Consider the following 15,654-nt stretch of genomic DNA (forward strand, 5'->3'; position numbering starts at 1 on the left):
TATCTGTGATGGAAGCTTTATTAGACATCATTTTTGATCGGTGTTTATTATTTATACGCTTAGATCCTCAGCCCAAAATATGTCAGCATCAATTATTTTGGTATCAAAGTCAGTAATTGGATATTTAGCCTCAATTATTTTTAAAAGCATGGTCATAGATATTTGCCCCATTTCAAAGGCTCGTTGTCTGATATGAGAAATTGGCGTTTGAAGCAAATCTATGATATCTACATTCGAAAAGCCTATGATTGACAGTTGATGGCTTTTAATCTTTAGATTTTTAACAACTCTTAGGCAAGCCATACTCAGCCTGTCTCCGGCCACAAACACTGCATCGGGGCGTTCCTCTAATGCCATCAATTGTTTTATTGCCAATTCTACTTCTTCATAATTGCTGCCTCCTGAGGGACAGAACTTAATCATCTCAGCACGACATGAAATAAGCTGATCTGTCATTGCGGCTTTATATCCCCCTATCCGCTCTTTAGTAATTGACAATTGTGGTGCATTAGCTAAAAAAGCGATTTTTCTTTTACCATTTTCTATTAGTTGCGTAGTGGCCTTATAGGAGCTTTCAAAATTATTGCAAATTACTTTATAGGTATTTATTTCATCTACAATCCTGTCGAAGAAAACAATAGGCAAACCACTTTTATGCATTTGCTGTAGATGTGTATATTCAGTTGTTTCGGAAGACATGGTAATGATCAGGCCATCAACATAGCGGTTAGCCATATGGTTAATCACTTCAATTTCCTTATGATACGAATCTTTTGTTTGTGAGATTATGGTATGATAACCCTCTTTTTCTGCTATTGATTCAATTCCTGATATTGCCTGGGAAAAGAAACTATTTGCTAAATCAGGAACAACTATGCCAATAGATTTACTTTTTTTACTCCTGAGTCCAGCCGCCATTGGGTTGGATTGATAATTTACAAGCGTGGCATAGTCGTTTACCAGCTTTTTGGTCTTTTTACTAATGTCATAGGTGTCCCTTAGCGCACGGGAAACCGTTGATGGTGAAAGATCCAGTGCTATTGCGATATCTTTTAAAGTAATGGGTTTATACATAAAGCACGTAAGCTAAAACATGATCAATGTACTAAAAAACTCCTACACTTACCTAAACACCCCTAATTGAAGTCAAACCAAAGCTTTCCCGTTACCTTTGAACCCGTCGCTATGTTTTTTTGACTTTGAGGTCCCATTGAGTCCGCCTGCTTAAATTTATTCCCAATAGGAGCTATTGCATTTAAAAATCCTAAGTTTCCTTCTGGAAACGGAGGGTTTACATGAGGTATGAACGATGTACGTGGCTTATCGGGTTTCAGCATCTGCAGAAACAAGTCTGATTTATCAGTATACACCTTAAATGAAGAATTCCCCGCTTGTATTTCCGCCCAATACAGATTAGCATGATAGCCTTTAAATTCCGGGTAAACAAAAGTTTCACCAGTTATGGTATTATTGTAACTCTTTTCCCAAACGCTAGTGCTCACTCCTTTTAATCTGTTTTTCCAGGTTCTGTAAGGTCCATCGCCCAACCAGCGCATTCCTTTTATTTTAGATTCATCGATGTTAAATGTGATCCCATAAAAATTTGCGGTTCCTGTTTGCGTATAATCGTATTCCAGGCTTACGGGTTTTCCTGTTGCAAACAACCATTTGGCATTCAGCGTTGATTCACCTGCGTAAGAACTTTCTACCACGATTCCCCCATTTGCAGTTTTCGTATGTTTAAAGCTCTGAAGTGTCTGATCTACACCTGCCAGCATAGGGCCATTACCAAAAGAAACTGTCCCTTTACTATTTTCAACCATTTTTAAATAACCCGTCTGCGTATCAAAAGTATAAGTTACACCATTTTGTACCACAACATATGCATTCTCTTTTTCTGAATCGGTAATTTTACTTTTTTGTTTGGTTATAGAAATCAAATTCTTCTGTGCAATTTGAGCAGTAGTTTTAATAGGCCAGGTCCAGGTATAAATTTCTCGTCCCTGACTGTTTGTAGCGGTAAACCGCAATGCATCTGCATCTTTCCAGTGAGAAGAAAGGTTTAGTTTGAAACTATCTGTTTTCCCTGGTGCCAAGGCGACTGATAATTTACCTGAAGAAATTTGGGAAAATCCACTTTTTTTAGCTGTTGCCAAAGGATATTTAACCAATTGCCAGCTAAACTTACAATCAGAAAGATTGGTATACAAGTAGTTATTTTCGAGCTCAATAACTATGTTTTGTGAAGTAAAATCCGGTTTTTTTGGCTGTACGGGGCTCCAAACCTCTTTGATCGTATAGAAACTCCCCTCTTTTTCGCGATGAGGACCAACAATACCATCCGCCCCATGGTTTCCATCGGTATCCAGACTGTCTTTTTTATCTTTTCTAACCACTCCTTCATCGGTTAGTGCCCACAGAAAGCCTCCTGCATGCCTCGGATTTTGGCGAATGAGTTTCCAGTTATCGTCCAGACTTGCGCCATGTCCTCCGTCATAAAGACCATGGATCATTTCAGTATGAAGCAGTATATCTTGTTTTTTAGCGGCTTTTTCGATGTAACTGTATTCAGGGTAGTGCTTAGTGTCTATATTATTAAAATTACTCCAGGGATGAATCACTACCCGTTTTTGTGGATCATAAAATGCATAATCGTTATCCAAATCGAAATTAAATCCTCCTTCGTTTCCATTGGCCCAAAATACAATACTTGGATGGTTCACATCACGAACAATCAATTCTTTAACCAGCTTTCGCCCAACCGGAGTACCATAGCGTTGTTGCCAGCCGGTTAGCTCATCAACTACAAATAACCCTATAGAATCACAAAGGTCTAAGAATTCGGCATCAGGCGGATAATGAGACATACGGACACCGTTCATATTCATATCTTTCATGAGCATAATGTCCTGAAGATGAATCTTTCTACTTAGTGTTCTGCCACTTTCCGGCCAGAAACTGTGACGATCTACCCCTTTTATTAAAATCTTAGTGCCGTTTACGTAAATCCCGTCCGACTTTCTCACCTCTATGGTTCTGAATCCAAAGCGTTGATTTAATACATGTACGATATTCCCATTTCTTACTATGCTCACATCAGCAGTATAAAGATTTGGGAATTCAGGATTCCAGAGGCTCGGATTCGTAAACTTACCGGCAAGCCTTATAGAATCAGCAGGATTAGATACACTATAAGTTAACGGAGCTCCGAATGAAGCTCCTTTTAATGTTTTCAATTGCACTGATATTTTATCTCCTGACTTTATATTGCCGGTAAAAACATCTATTCCAAAATTTCCATCAGCTTTTGCATCAATTGCAACGCGGTTAATAAATGTTTTAGGCATTACCTTAAGATAAACAGGACGAAAAATGCCACCAAATACCCAGAAATCACCTTCTCTTTCGGCATCATTTACTGTAGAATCAGCACTTTGTTTACTTACCGTTACTTCCATCACATTATCAGCATCAAATTTCAAAAACTTATTTACAGCGTAATTGAAACGGTAAAAACTACCCTGGTGTATGGCTCCGGCCAGCTGACCGTTAATTTTGACTTCAGCGTCGGTCATCACCCCTTCAAAAACAAGCTGAATCTCTTTATCAGTCCAGGATTTATCTGCTTTAAAATGATGGCGGTACAACCCCTGCTCATCCGATTTTTTCTTGTCATGGCCATAATTATAACCACCAAATCCCTGTAATTCCCATTGAGATGGAACAGGTATTTCAGTCCATTTACCACTATTTATTCCCTTGGTACAAAAGAACTCCCACTTAACAGTGTGGTCTTTGTCAGTTCCTGATAAATAAACAAGCTTGGTTTGTTGCGCAAAAGCTCCAACAGGGAATAGACCAACAAGGCACAAGGCACAGAAAATTATTCGCTTCATGATGTCAAATTGAAAGATTATGGAACCATTTTATACAATACTCCTTTTCCGCTTTCCAGCAAAACGGTAAGCATATATATGTCACCTTTAAGATCCTCGCCAAAACTGTAGATATGCCAGTATCCGGGATCTCTTGAAATTGACATTTTTGTTCTTACCCATTTGTTGTTTGAACCTTTGGAAAGGTTCCAGATCGGCCCCATGAAATCGCCAAAAACATATTTGCCATTTAAGGATGGAATTGCTTTGCCACGGTAAACATATCCACCTGTAATACTTATACCTTCGGTGTGAGGATATTCAGCAATTGGCAAGATATGTTCTTTAGGTTGTGGATCTGCTGGTCTGTAAGAATGAACGCCTTCAAAAGCACGCCAACCGTAGTTGCCCCCTTTTGTAACCAGATCTACTTCCTCATACTTATCCTGACCCACCTCACCTGCAAAAAGCTCATTGGTTTTACGGTCAAAGCTGAAGCGCCATGGGTTTCTAAATCCATAAGCATAAATTTCAGGGCGTACATTAGCCGTATTTACAAATGGATTATTGGCAGGAATCCCGTATGGGATCTTATTTACATCAATCCGGCTAATTTTTCCAAGCAGATTGGTTAAATTCTGTGCATTCCCATGTTCACCATGCATGTCGTTCTGGCCACCACCATCACCAAGAGAGATATAAAGAAATCCATCTGCTCCAAACTGCAAACAACCCCCATTATGATTGGATTGTGGCTGATCAACAACCAGTACCTTTCGCATTTTCGTCTTATCGGCAATCTTGTTATTATTTTTAGATACCATATATTCCCTTACCTCCGATTGGTGATCTGTTCCTTTACCTTTTTCTGAAGGAGCACTACAGTATATATAGAATTTACCATTAGTGGCATAGTTAGGATGAAATGCCAGGCCAAGTAATCCACGTTCATCATATCCTTCAGTTTTTATCACTTCCTTTGAGATGTCAAGAAAAGGAGTTTGAATTAACTTCCCATTCTCTATAATACGTATACGACCCTCCTGCTCACAAACAAAAAGCAAATTCGGTTCTTTTTTAGTAACAGCCATTGCTGTAGGATGTGAAAGCCCGTCTGTAATTAGTTTTAATTTGACATTATCAGTTTTAACGGCTTTCTGTCCAAATGAAGCAACAGAACTTACTAAAACAAAAAGAATAGGCAAAAGGATCTTATTTAATATTATTTTCATTGGAGTGTACTTGGTTAAAAGGGCATAATTTCAATACGATATTAAGAAGTTTAATGCCCTTTTCACTTAATTTAAGCAATAAAAATTTACGCAATCGTTGCCGAAATCATTCAAATTATTTATTTCTCTACCAAGGCTTGGTCGACCAAACCTGTAGCCCATCTTTTATTCGGCTTATCGGTCAACGTAACTTCAATAAGCCCTCCCTGCTTTAATCTTTGATGACTGAGGTAATTTTTAGTATAAACTTTCTTATCCCACTTTACCGCCGAAATATAACCTGAGTTTTTAGATTGTTTGTGTGTTACAATGGTTAGTTTTTTTGCATTAGGGAGACTTATCGTAATGCGGTCAAATAAAGGAGTGGTAAGCAAATAGTTATTCGAAACGGGATCTACCGGGTAGAATCCAAGAGCAGCAAACACATACCAGGCAGACATTTGCCCGGCATCGTCATTACCGCTTAGACCTCCCGGTCCATCACTATACTCATTGGCCAGAATTTCTTTTACCCTAAGCTGTGTTTTCCATGGGGAACCGGTGTAATTATATAAAAAAGGAATCTGGTGCCCGGGTTCATTTCCATGCCAGTACTCTCCACCATTAAAAAGTGTATCTAATGATTGTTCCAGCTTGGTTCTGCCTCCCATCAATCCGGCCAGTCCTTGTACATCATGTGGCACGTAAAAAGTATACTGTTGCGGTGTACCCTCTGTAATGTAAGGCTCTTTAGCATTTCCTTTAAAAGGCTCATACCAGCTTTTATTGATATACCTGCCCCGCATCATATTCACCTTTGCATCAAAAACATTGCGATAATTTTTACTCCTGCTCATCAAGGTGGTATAATCAGCAGTTTTATTTAAGCCCTTTGCCACCATAGCCAAAGCATAATCGTCATAGGCATACTCCAAAGTTCTGCTAACCTGTTCCTTTTTATGAAAAGCCTCAGGCACACTATCCTCCATCGGGATGTAGCCATATTTCAAATAAGTATCCAATGCTCTTCTCCCTTTCCCGTTTACATAGTCTGGTTTTGATGGACTGTCAAATGCATTTTGTCGCATCAATCGATAGGCCTCATTCACATCATAGTTACGGATTCCCTTTGTGTAAGCAGAAGCAATAAAAGCTGTTCCATGATCGCCAATCATTGCTGCCGTATAACTATTCCAGCAAGGAAAAATAGGCAGCCAGCCTCCCTGACTCCCTTTAAGGATCATAGATTGAACCGCATCATTAATCAATTCTGGTTTCAGCAACTCAAATAAAGGTAACTGTGCCCGGTAAATATCCCACATGGAAAAATCATCATAATAATTGCCTTTTGAAAGTTTTTCCAATTGATTGGTTCCCGAAAACCTGGGATAAGTACCATCCACATCATTAAATAAGCGTGGGTGCTGCATGCTATGGTAAAATGCAGTATAAAATATGCGCTTATCTTTAACCACCGATGTTTCTACTTTTACCTGGCTCAGCGCCTGTTGCCAAACTTGTTTGTTTTTTGCGGTGAGGCCCGAAAAGTCCCAGCTGGTGATCTCTTGCTCCAGGTTTTTACGGGCTCCTTCCAGGCTACTGAAAGAAGTGCCTATCCGAACCCTTAGTATCTCTCCTTTATTTACTTTAAATCCCAGATAGGCGCCAATATCCTTTTGTTGACCAATAGAATCTGTAGTAAAGACACCTTTGGAACTGAACGTTCCATGGCTGGCTATTGCCTTTTCCACTTTCAGATAGAAGAAACCATTAAATCCTGCAGGTTCCCCCCAGCCCTGATAAATGCGGTGAACAGGGTTATAACCCCACACTATACCATTTTCTTTATCGATCTTAACAAATCCTTTTCCCTGATCACTGTTAGGCATAATCAACAAGTATAAGCTATCTGCACGATGCGCTGTAAACTGCATCATCGACGAGCGAAGCGTTGCGGTAAGCTCCACATCCAGTTGAGATGCAGGTAAAGTAACTCTATAGTAATTTGGGCTGGTGATTTCCTGTTCATGAGAAAATGCTGCGCCATATTCTTCTGGTTTGGTCTTTAAATTCCCCATCATCGGCATAATAGTAAAGCTGCCATAATCCTGCGTACAGGAACCGCTAAGCCAATGCGTAGCCCTAATACCGGTGAGCACACTATCCTTATAAAAATAAGGTGGAAGGCATTTAGTTTCTGATTTTCGTGTTTCGGGACTGAACTGGGTCATACCAAAAGGTAACCCCACGGCAGGAATGGTATTGGCATTTAACTCTGTTCCGTTCCCATGCTTTAAGGCCGCACTTGTAGTACTTGCCGCAGTACCGGCAAGAGGTTGTACATATTGGACTACATCCTGCGCTTTTAAAGATAAACCGGGGCTAAAAAGCAGCAAACTAGCCAAACCACAACGAAAAATAAAGGGGACGCTTCTCATAATAAACTACGTATTGTTTTTAAAGCTAATAAAAAAACGATTTGATTATATTTTTCATTGTTTCATGATTGGTTCAATTTTAGCAGGAAAAGCAGATTCCCCTTCCAGGTTAATCGTTTTTAAATCAACAACGTCGTTACTTTCTAATACATGCGCAAAATAGTCAGGCCTGTTTTTACCCCAGGTTACCGCGCAGTTTCTTAAGGTAATCTGACTTGCATTATCGAGATAAAAAGCTGATGTTCTGGCTTTCAAAAACCCCTCAACATTGCTCGGCCGGCGATCGTAAACCCCTCCTGGTAGTGTCGTGGTTTTATTGATGAATACATTTGTCCAAAGCTTGGTGAAAACATCCTGTACAATTTCTTCGCAGGTTTCGGTGTTGTTAACTCTTTTATAAGATGAATTAAGTAACCTGTCCCAATACCGATCGTAAATCTCTTTAAAAACTTCTGGGCCAGCATGTTTCAACAACAAAGCTAGTTCTTCATCAGTATGTTTTGAATAGTTACCCGTTGTTAAAATCAGTTCCCAGTCATTAGATACTTGGCACAGCTACTAAAAGTAACTAAAAAAAATACAATTAACTGGGAGGGAAATGTGAATTTAATTTACCCGGCTTACCCCAGTTTCTGTAAAAAAATATTCAGATCGTCTTCCCTACCCAATCCCAATTTTTGCTTAATCCGGTAGCGGCTCATGCGTACACTTTTGGGCTCTATATGCAGGATGCTGGCTATTTTTTTTGTATCCATCTGCAAATGCAGGTAAGCACAAAGTTTCAGATCAAGAGGAGTAAGTTTTTGCTGCGCTTTTTCGTTCACAAGGTTAAAAAAGTCAGGGTGCACTTGTTGAATACGTTGCTTTGCCTCATTAAAATCATTATCGAGCAACAACTCCTCGTTCCATATCCTGTTGATATTCAGTTCATGATTATCACTTAACCTTTCTTTGATCTGTGAGAACACCTCTTTTTTGTGTTCGAGTTGCAATACATTGGCCATCATTTCTTTTTGCAACTGCTGTTGTTGGGTTTCCAGCAGTTGCTGCTCGGCCCTTAGCCGCAACTGTTCCTCTTTTTCCAATTTTGTTTGCAGTTCCGCCTCCTGTTTTTCCAAATGCAATTGTTTTTCGCGTTGCAAAGAATAACGCAGACGGAAGTGATAAGACCTAAACATAAAAATGAGGCCCATTAAAGAAACAATAGAAATACCAATATATAGATACCGTTGTGTCTGGTTATATTTTTCCTTTTGCCGCAGCAGGACCACTTCATTGTTTTTTTTTTCAGCTTCGTATTGAATTTCCAGCTTCTGCGCGTTTAATGCCTGTTTTTGATCAAAAAGTTTAGCACTGTATTCGGTCACTTTCTTCTGGAATTTTAATGCCATGGAGTCGTTACCGGTTTGCTCATACAATCTGGAAAGTGAGCTCACCACATTGACCAGGGTATAATAATAGGGTATTTCTTGTGCCTGCATCATGCTATAAGCCTGCATCAAATAACTTTCGGCCATTGGAAAGTTTTTTTCACGCATGGCATACTCACTCAAAATACCTAAACCACTGGCTATAATTTCATCACCATTCGGCGCATCTTTCATCACTTCCCGGGCCTTATTAGCATATTGAATAGCGTTTGCTTTCGCATTTTTATCCGTTTGTTCAAAATTTTTCAAGTAATAATCTGCAATATTAATGCAGGCAATACCATAAGTCTTTGGCGCTATTTCTTTTGGATGTTGCCCGTATATCTCCTCTACTCTTTTTAAGAAGTAGAGAATGCTATCTCGTTGTGCCATACTTTTCGAAGCATTGTAATTGTAATCTGCCGATATGGATAAAGCAGTATAGCAGTTGCCAAGTAAGTTGTAATCTTTGGTGAGCAGGGCGTTTTCTGTAGCTAACCGGGCATAACGGTTTATATTGGGCACATTGTCCCAACGGGTATTTAGAGCATATAACAGGTAATATATTTTAGCCAGAATATAATGATCAGCAGTTTTTCCTAATTCCTTAAGCGCCATATGGCCATATTTCATCGACAATTCTGCATTGTCAATGCTCTTGTATAAAAAAGCCTGGGCGTAATAACCATAAGCCAGGGCTAAAGAACTGTGCGCCTGCTTTGCGGCAAACATGGCAGAATCGCTCATTTTTTTTAATGAAGGGAATTCCTGCATATTGGCGTAAATGTTGGCAAGAACAACGTAGGACTTTGTTGCGGCCGTAAAATCCTGCAGTTTTAAGGCAGTACTTACAGCGAGCCTCCCCTGGACAAGCCCTGCTTTATAATTTTCATTAATACGATACGATTCGGCCAAATGAGTAAGTTGAACAGGTGTTTGTGCTACTGCAGTAAAAAATGACAAACTTGCAACTACTAAAAACAATACGGGCCTCGAATAATTCATGTCGTAAAATTAATATAAATCAGCTATTTATTTTTTGATGTAGACGTATTGTAGACACTTGTTCTATTTAAGTGTAGGCGTTTTGTAGTATGCCCGAATTTGGTAAGACCTTGAGTAAGCGTGCAACTTTACATCGAACAATTTTACAACGAAATGCTATCAAAATGAACAACAAAACATTATCTATCGTATCCTACATTACCATTATTGGTTGGTTTGTAGCTTATATCAGCGGAAAAGACAATGCTGATGCCCTGCTTAAATATCATTTACGACAAGCATTAGGCTTGGCTCTTGTGAACATCTTTTTTAGCCTTGTATTAAATATAGCAGCACTGATTGTACCTGGTTTATCTTTTATAGGAATACTTGGTCTTGCCTTTCTGATGTTGTGGATTATTGGAATTATCAATGCGGCTAACGGGGCTCAAAAGCCTTTACCCCTTATTGGTAAAGCGTTTGAAAACAAATTTGCTTTCGTTGGTTAATTGGAATAATTATGCAAACATTTAAATATTTTGAACAACAAGGCAGCACTTATCAGCTAAAAGTGCAAAAAGGCTTTTTTTATACCATGGCGGTTATAATTTTTGCCATAATGATAGTTAACCTCTTATTTGCAACCACTAAAGGTGCCGCCGTAATCGCTGTATTTCTGGCTGCTATTGGGATATTGGGCATATTACGAAGTACTGCAGAAATGACCTTTGATATGGTAGACCGTAAGATCCATCACAAGGCATTCTTTTTCAGTACCCCAACCATCTACAGTTTCGATGATTTCGACCATTTTCTGGTCTCCAAACTTAAAAGTCTTTTTATTACAGTTGGTGTATCGGGAATTCTGGTAATGCAAAAAAACAGGAAAACGAAAAGCATTTTGCTGCGTCAATGTTTTTTTTCGGCAAAACCATTACAAAAATTGAATGACGAGCTGTATACCATAATGGGCTTACCTGGTTAATAAAACTGAAAGTATTATGGGCAAGGGCTTCTTTATATTTTGGAAACTGTTCGCATTATTTTATGCGATACCTTTTCCCATGATCTTATACTACGGTATCAAGAGTGATAGCTATCCGCCAGATTTAGCAACAAGAAATCCTTGGCTTACCCTGGGTCTGGTAGTTTTATCTATCATTATTTGGATTATTCTTTTGGCAGGCTACTATAACAAATGGATATTGCGAACGCTTTCTATAAAACGAAAAATAGAACACCTTAAAAATACGGGCGTAAAGCGAGAGGCCAAAATCCTAACAAGTACCGATAAGTCAAACCCAAAGGTAAACTACAATACTTATGAGCTTAACCTGTCATTCAAAAACCTTGTCGGTGCCCAAATTGAAGAAAAATTAACTGTAAACGATAAAACTCCTTACGAACGCAGGTTTGAGGCGGGCAAGAACGTGGAATTGGTTATTGATCAAAATCCAAATGACTATCCTTATATCCTTCTGTCGAGCTTCCAGGTAAGTCTTAAAGGGAATGTATTTCTATTGCTTCATATTGCCTTGCTAATTATTGCAGCATTGGTAGCAGGGTATTATTGCTATGCTTATCAAACAGAAAGTGAGGGTATGGGTTGGCGTTTTATGGTTTTTTATCATCCACTCATGGTCTGCGCATTAATGCTTACACTGGGTAATTTGAACCTCCTTGGGCGATTGATATCTAAATTTGCCAATCAAAATCCTAAAAATGATTTTTTAATAAAATACAAAGGGCTGCCGGCAACAGCCAGATTACTCAAAGCCACCCAAACAGGAACGTACATAAACGAGCAGCCCATGGTTGAGTTTGTCCTTGAATTTACAGACCATCAAAATCAACGTCATGGCGTTAGCATAAAAAAAATAGTAGACCTGTTAGATCTGGATAGCACCCGACAAAAAGAAGTGGATATTTTTTACCTGAAGGAAGATCCCAAACAGGTAGCCTTTGCCAGCGATTTAAAAGAGTTAAGCGTAACGATATGAAAGCCTTAAACATCATAGTTAGCTCATTGGCTATTGGCTGCGTACTACTAACGGCCTGTAAACAAATCACTAAAAGTGTAAACGACACCTTTAAGCCCGGTGATGCTGCCTTAAAACGCCAGGCGCAAAAACAGTTGGCAACAGGCTTCACTACAACCACAACGCAACATATACAAAAATCTGAAGTAATTGTAAACGGCGATACCCTTAAGACCGATGGCATGCAGGAAAAGGCGGCAACACTATTTAAGGATTTGGAAACATTACAAAAAAACAAAACAGGCAACAACAGTAAAGAAATTCAGGAAAAAGTAAACGAGTTTTTGAAAAGCATTAACATGCCGCGAAAGGTTAATACCGAATCTATACCCCAACCTAAGACAAATCGCAAGAAAGCTTTTTTTACTGAAGCAGAACTGGAAAAGGCAGAATGGGAACTTATAAATCTGCCTCAGTATGCTGGCAAAAAAATAAAGATATATCAGTCTGTTCACTTTGATGGCGATGGACGAATCAGGTTAAAACTCCAACATCCGGAAAACCCAGCATATGTAGATGATTATGAGTACGAAAACGGCAATTGGTCGGTTCCAAAGCCTGTCCAGGTTACTGTAGGCAATACAGAGCGCCGGTTGATATCGCTAAACCAAATCAACTTTTCCACTGCTTTTAAGGTACTGGAAACGTACAACCAAAAGGTATTAGAGGTAGAAGGTGCTAAGCCCACAACGTATGTATACCTGTCTGTATGGGATGGGCGTATACGTTGGTTTCCAGATACGATAAATGGAACCAGAGCGCGCTATTCAATTGATTTCGATCCGAATGGAATATTAAAAACCTTTACACAAGATTAATTAAAGTATATGGCAGGTTATAACCTAAAAACAGAAAGTGGCCGGCTTAGTTTCCAGCCCAAGCGCGATTATAAAGGGAAAGTTATCCTTTTTACCGTGGTTGCTTTGATAATATTTATTGTAACACCAATGCTTCATTTGATTTATGAAACCAAATGGGGAATATTTACCATAGGCTTGTTATGCGGATTTACTGCGTTGTACGATTTTTTGTTTCACTTTAATGTGACTTACATATTTGACCATACATCCCGGCGCATTTTTCACAAAGTTCCCGGCTTGTATACCCGCCAGATCATGACCTTCGAAGAAGTATTTATATTACCTGTAGAAGAAGATGGGTTATTGCATTATGCGCTTTCAAAAAAACAAAACAAGTACGGCAAAAGCTACACCATAAGCCAGCCATTTGGCACTAACAAGAAAAGCAGAAAAAGACAAGAAACATTTGAAACAGAAATTCTATCAGCAATTGAAAGTTTTATTCAGCAACTTAAAGGACATACTCATTATTAATCGGCTTTACAGGTTCAGGTATATTCGTTTCTCCCAGCATTTCCAGTAGATTGATCTCAATAGTACGCGCAATTTGATTTAATGGAACAGCTGCAGAATTATTATCGAAAGGGTTCATCAGGCTCATTCCATTGATCTGAGTAGATACATAAACAAAACCTACCAACCACCCTAAAAATATAGACCATACTCCTGCAAAAGGACTTATAACCAGGGTAAGTGACACCACAAAAAGCCATATAAATGCTTTGGTGAAATAAATATAAGCTGTTGGATATATGGTGTTTTTAATGCGTTCACTCATACCCATCTGGTCAGAAAATTTGACCAGCAACTGATTCATTTCAATTAAACGGAAACCATCAATCATTCCATCTTTTTCTAGTTGCTGCAACGCTCTGGATTGCTGCATCAAAATTGCATTGGCCACATTACTATGTAAGTTAACTTCCTCCATATCATGCGGTTCAAGGTACTGGCTATAGGTTTCATCAACAGCATCTCTAAGTTTAGCTTTTAATGCATATAAAAATGCAATTTGCCGGTATACCAGTCTTTTTTTTAGAGCGGCATACTGTTGATCATCAACTTCACCTTGTGAAATGTAGCTAATTATACTTCTTGCCCATGATCGGGAATCGTTTACCAGGGAACCCCATATTTTCCGGGCTTCCCACCAGCGGTCATATGCCTGATTGTTGTTAAAACCAACAAAAAAAGCAATAGCTGTACCTAAAACAGCGGGAATAATGGAGGGAATCTCAAAATGATGCCTGATTAAAACTGTCCTTACCAGGTAGGTTGCTGTGCAGGAGATAATCATAATGATGTCTACCTGCCAGGTATTTCTCAGAATCCGGCTTAACCGTATGTTTGGTTCAATCAGCATTTTATCCGTTAGTTAAATCTATGTATTCATCTAATTTAGAATATTTTTTGTTTTCCATAGATTAATTTTCCCGTCTTTCGCCTACCTGTTGGCGCCACATGGAATAATAAAGTCCTCTTTGATCCAATAGTTCATCATGAGTACCCGCTTCCGAAATAATTCCCTTTTCAAGAACATATATCACATCAGCGTGCATGATGGTAGAGAGACGGTGAGCAATCAATATGGTCATTTGTTGTCTGCTATCTGATATTTCTCTAATAGTTGTGGTAATTTCCTCCTCAGTAAGTGAATCTAATGCTGAAGTGGCTTCATCAAAAATCAGTAATTGAGGCTGGCGCAATAACGCCCTGGCAATCGATAGTCTTTGCTTTTCTCCACCAGACAACTTCATACCACTTTCTCCCAGGATCGTATTTAAACCATGAGAGGCTCTGGCAACCAACCCAGACGCGGAGGCTTTTTCCAGTGCATCATTAATATCTGCATCCGTAGCGGTAGGGTTAACAAATAGCAGGTTATCTTTAATAGAACCTGCATACAACTGCGTATCCTGTGTTACAAAGCCTATTTGCCGTCTGAGGGGATTATATTGTACCTGGGTTGATGGTACATCGTTAAAACAAATACTCCCATCCACAGGAATATACAATCCAACCAGTAGCTTTACCAGGGTCGATTTACCTGACCCTGAAGGGCCTACAAAGGCTATGGTCTCCCCTCTTTTAATCTTAAACGAGAGACCGTCAATAGCATTATAGCCCGCTGTTTTATGGCGGAATACCACATTTTCAAACTGCAGGTTTTCGAGTTTACCAATTTCAATTGAATTTTCAGGCCGTTGCTCTACAGGTTTGTTCATCAGCCTGTCGAAACTCTTTAAGGATGCATCTGCCTCTCTATAAAGCACAATCATATTGCCAAGATCTTGTAATGGCGTAAATATAGCTGTAGAAATGAATTGCATGGCAATAAGCTCTCCGGTGGTAAGTACTTTCCTAAAGATAAGCCACAAAAGAATGAAGAGTATAGATTGCTTTAGCAGGTTTAACATATTCCCTTGCAAAAAAGACAAGAAACTTACCTTGCCGGCCTTTTGCATTTCTAACTCAAATATTTTTAATGTTTGTTCATTAAGGCGTCTGATCTCAGGAAACGTTAACCCAAGACTTTTAACCAGTTCAATATTGCGTAAGCTTTCGGTTATAACTCCGGCCTGACTATCAGTTTGCCTGTTTATAGACCTTTGGATTCCCTTTATCCTTTTAGATACTAATCCTGTAAGCGACCCAAGCAGCACAATTCCTACAAAGAAAACAGGAACCAAAAGCCAGTTCTTGTTGATGCTATACCATATTAAAAAGCCGACCCCTACAAGGGAAGAAAACAATACATTAATAAGTAAACTACCCAACCACACTTTGTGATGGATTGGGCTTTAGACATCAATAATGTACAGTACAACTATACCTATT

General features: G+C 39.1%; 13 protein-coding genes. 5 read left to right on the forward strand and 8 right to left on the reverse strand.

Annotation, left to right across the window (positions count from 1 at the left end; translation table 11 throughout):
- Positions 1-51: 51 nt before the first annotated feature.
- The 6 genes from AC6CH7_RS22675 to AC6CH7_RS22700 form a co-directional block, all read right to left on the reverse strand.
- Positions 52-1,074, reverse strand: a complete 1,023-nt coding sequence (locus tag AC6CH7_RS22675; protein ID WP_498264870.1) for a LacI family DNA-binding transcriptional regulator — start codon at positions 1,072-1,074, stop codon at positions 52-54.
- A 62-nt stretch (positions 1,075-1,136) separates the two neighbouring features.
- Positions 1,137-3,896, reverse strand: a complete 2,760-nt coding sequence (locus AC6CH7_RS22680) for a glycoside hydrolase family 2 protein (RefSeq protein ID WP_498264871.1) — start codon at positions 3,894-3,896, stop codon at positions 1,137-1,139.
- 17 nt (positions 3,897-3,913) lie between these two features.
- On the reverse strand, positions 3,914-5,107 hold the full coding sequence (locus AC6CH7_RS22685; RefSeq protein ID WP_498264872.1) for a PQQ-dependent sugar dehydrogenase: 1,194 nt from the start codon (positions 5,105-5,107) through the stop codon (positions 3,914-3,916).
- Between the two features lie 119 nt (positions 5,108-5,226).
- Positions 5,227-7,524 carry a GH92 family glycosyl hydrolase gene (locus AC6CH7_RS22690; RefSeq protein WP_498264873.1) on the reverse strand — a complete coding sequence of 766 codons (2,298 nt, stop codon included), beginning with the start codon at positions 7,522-7,524 and terminating at the stop codon, positions 5,227-5,229.
- Positions 7,525-7,578: 54 nt separating this feature from the next.
- Positions 7,579-7,995, reverse strand: a complete 417-nt coding sequence (locus tag AC6CH7_RS22695; protein WP_498264874.1) for a hypothetical protein — start codon at positions 7,993-7,995, stop codon at positions 7,579-7,581.
- A 149-nt stretch (positions 7,996-8,144) separates the two neighbouring features.
- Positions 8,145-9,938, reverse strand: a complete 1,794-nt coding sequence (locus AC6CH7_RS22700; RefSeq protein ID WP_498264875.1) for a helix-turn-helix transcriptional regulator — start codon at positions 9,936-9,938, stop codon at positions 8,145-8,147.
- Positions 9,939-10,102: 164 nt separating this feature from the next.
- On the opposite strand from AC6CH7_RS22700, the gene AC6CH7_RS22705 reads away from it, so the two are divergent.
- From AC6CH7_RS22705 to AC6CH7_RS22725, 5 genes are all read left to right on the forward strand, one after another.
- The gene (locus AC6CH7_RS22705; RefSeq protein WP_498264876.1) at positions 10,103-10,426 is read left to right on the forward strand and encodes a magnetosome magnetite crystal formation protein family; all 324 of its coding nucleotides are present in this window, start codon (positions 10,103-10,105) and stop codon (positions 10,424-10,426) included.
- 11 nt (positions 10,427-10,437) lie between these two features.
- Complete coding sequence (locus AC6CH7_RS22710; protein ID WP_498264877.1) at positions 10,438-10,902, forward strand: hypothetical protein; 465 nt, start codon at positions 10,438-10,440, stop codon at positions 10,900-10,902.
- Between the two features lie 79 nt (positions 10,903-10,981).
- Positions 10,982-11,917 carry a hypothetical protein gene (locus AC6CH7_RS22715; protein WP_498264878.1) on the forward strand — a complete coding sequence of 312 codons (936 nt, stop codon included), beginning with the start codon at positions 10,982-10,984 and terminating at the stop codon, positions 11,915-11,917.
- Positions 11,914-12,774, forward strand: coding sequence for a hypothetical protein (locus tag AC6CH7_RS22720; RefSeq protein WP_498264879.1), 861 nt, complete (start codon positions 11,914-11,916; stop codon positions 12,772-12,774). Before AC6CH7_RS22715 ends, AC6CH7_RS22720 begins: the two co-directional genes overlap by 4 nt.
- Before the next feature lie 9 nt (positions 12,775-12,783).
- Entirely contained in the window at positions 12,784-13,290 is a 507-nt protein-coding gene (locus AC6CH7_RS22725) for a hypothetical protein (RefSeq protein WP_498264880.1), read from the forward strand.
- Here the strand turns inward: AC6CH7_RS22725 and AC6CH7_RS22730 are convergent.
- Both AC6CH7_RS22730 and AC6CH7_RS22735 read right to left on the reverse strand, forming a co-directional pair.
- The gene (locus AC6CH7_RS22730) at positions 13,268-14,179 is read right to left on the reverse strand and encodes a bestrophin family protein (protein ID WP_498264881.1); all 912 of its coding nucleotides are present in this window, start codon (positions 14,177-14,179) and stop codon (positions 13,268-13,270) included. The genes AC6CH7_RS22725 and AC6CH7_RS22730 overlap by 23 nt on opposite strands.
- Before the next feature lie 61 nt (positions 14,180-14,240).
- Positions 14,241-15,569, reverse strand: coding sequence for an ABC transporter ATP-binding protein (locus AC6CH7_RS22735; RefSeq protein ID WP_498264882.1), 1,329 nt, complete (start codon positions 15,567-15,569; stop codon positions 14,241-14,243).
- Between the last annotated feature and the right edge of the window lie 85 nt (positions 15,570-15,654).

It is taken from the genome of Pedobacter sp. GQ55 (assembly GCF_059758925.1).

Bases quoted from the DNA above. Each gene is read 5' to 3' on its own strand.
- AC6CH7_RS22675 (WP_498264870.1), bottom strand. From the start codon at position 1,074: ATGTATAAACCCATTACTTTAAAAGATATCGCAATAGCACTGGATCTT.
- AC6CH7_RS22680 (WP_498264871.1), bottom strand. From the start codon at position 3,896: ATGAAGCGAATAATTTTCTGTGCCTTGTGCCTTGTTGGTCTATTCCCT.
- AC6CH7_RS22685 (WP_498264872.1), bottom strand. From the start codon at position 5,107: ATGAAAATAATATTAAATAAGATCCTTTTGCCTATTCTTTTTGTTTTA.
- AC6CH7_RS22690 (WP_498264873.1), bottom strand. From the start codon at position 7,524: ATGAGAAGCGTCCCCTTTATTTTTCGTTGTGGTTTGGCTAGTTTGCTG.
- AC6CH7_RS22700 (WP_498264875.1), bottom strand. From the start codon at position 9,938: ATGAATTATTCGAGGCCCGTATTGTTTTTAGTAGTTGCAAGTTTGTCA.
- AC6CH7_RS22705 (WP_498264876.1), top strand. From the start codon at position 10,103: ATGAACAACAAAACATTATCTATCGTATCCTACATTACCATTATTGGT.
- AC6CH7_RS22710 (WP_498264877.1), top strand. From the start codon at position 10,438: ATGCAAACATTTAAATATTTTGAACAACAAGGCAGCACTTATCAGCTA.
- AC6CH7_RS22715 (WP_498264878.1), top strand. From the start codon at position 10,982: ATGATCTTATACTACGGTATCAAGAGTGATAGCTATCCGCCAGATTTA.
- AC6CH7_RS22720 (WP_498264879.1), top strand. From the start codon at position 11,914: ATGAAAGCCTTAAACATCATAGTTAGCTCATTGGCTATTGGCTGCGTA.
- AC6CH7_RS22725 (WP_498264880.1), top strand. From the start codon at position 12,784: ATGGCAGGTTATAACCTAAAAACAGAAAGTGGCCGGCTTAGTTTCCAG.
- AC6CH7_RS22730 (WP_498264881.1), bottom strand. From the start codon at position 14,179: ATGCTGATTGAACCAAACATACGGTTAAGCCGGATTCTGAGAAATACC.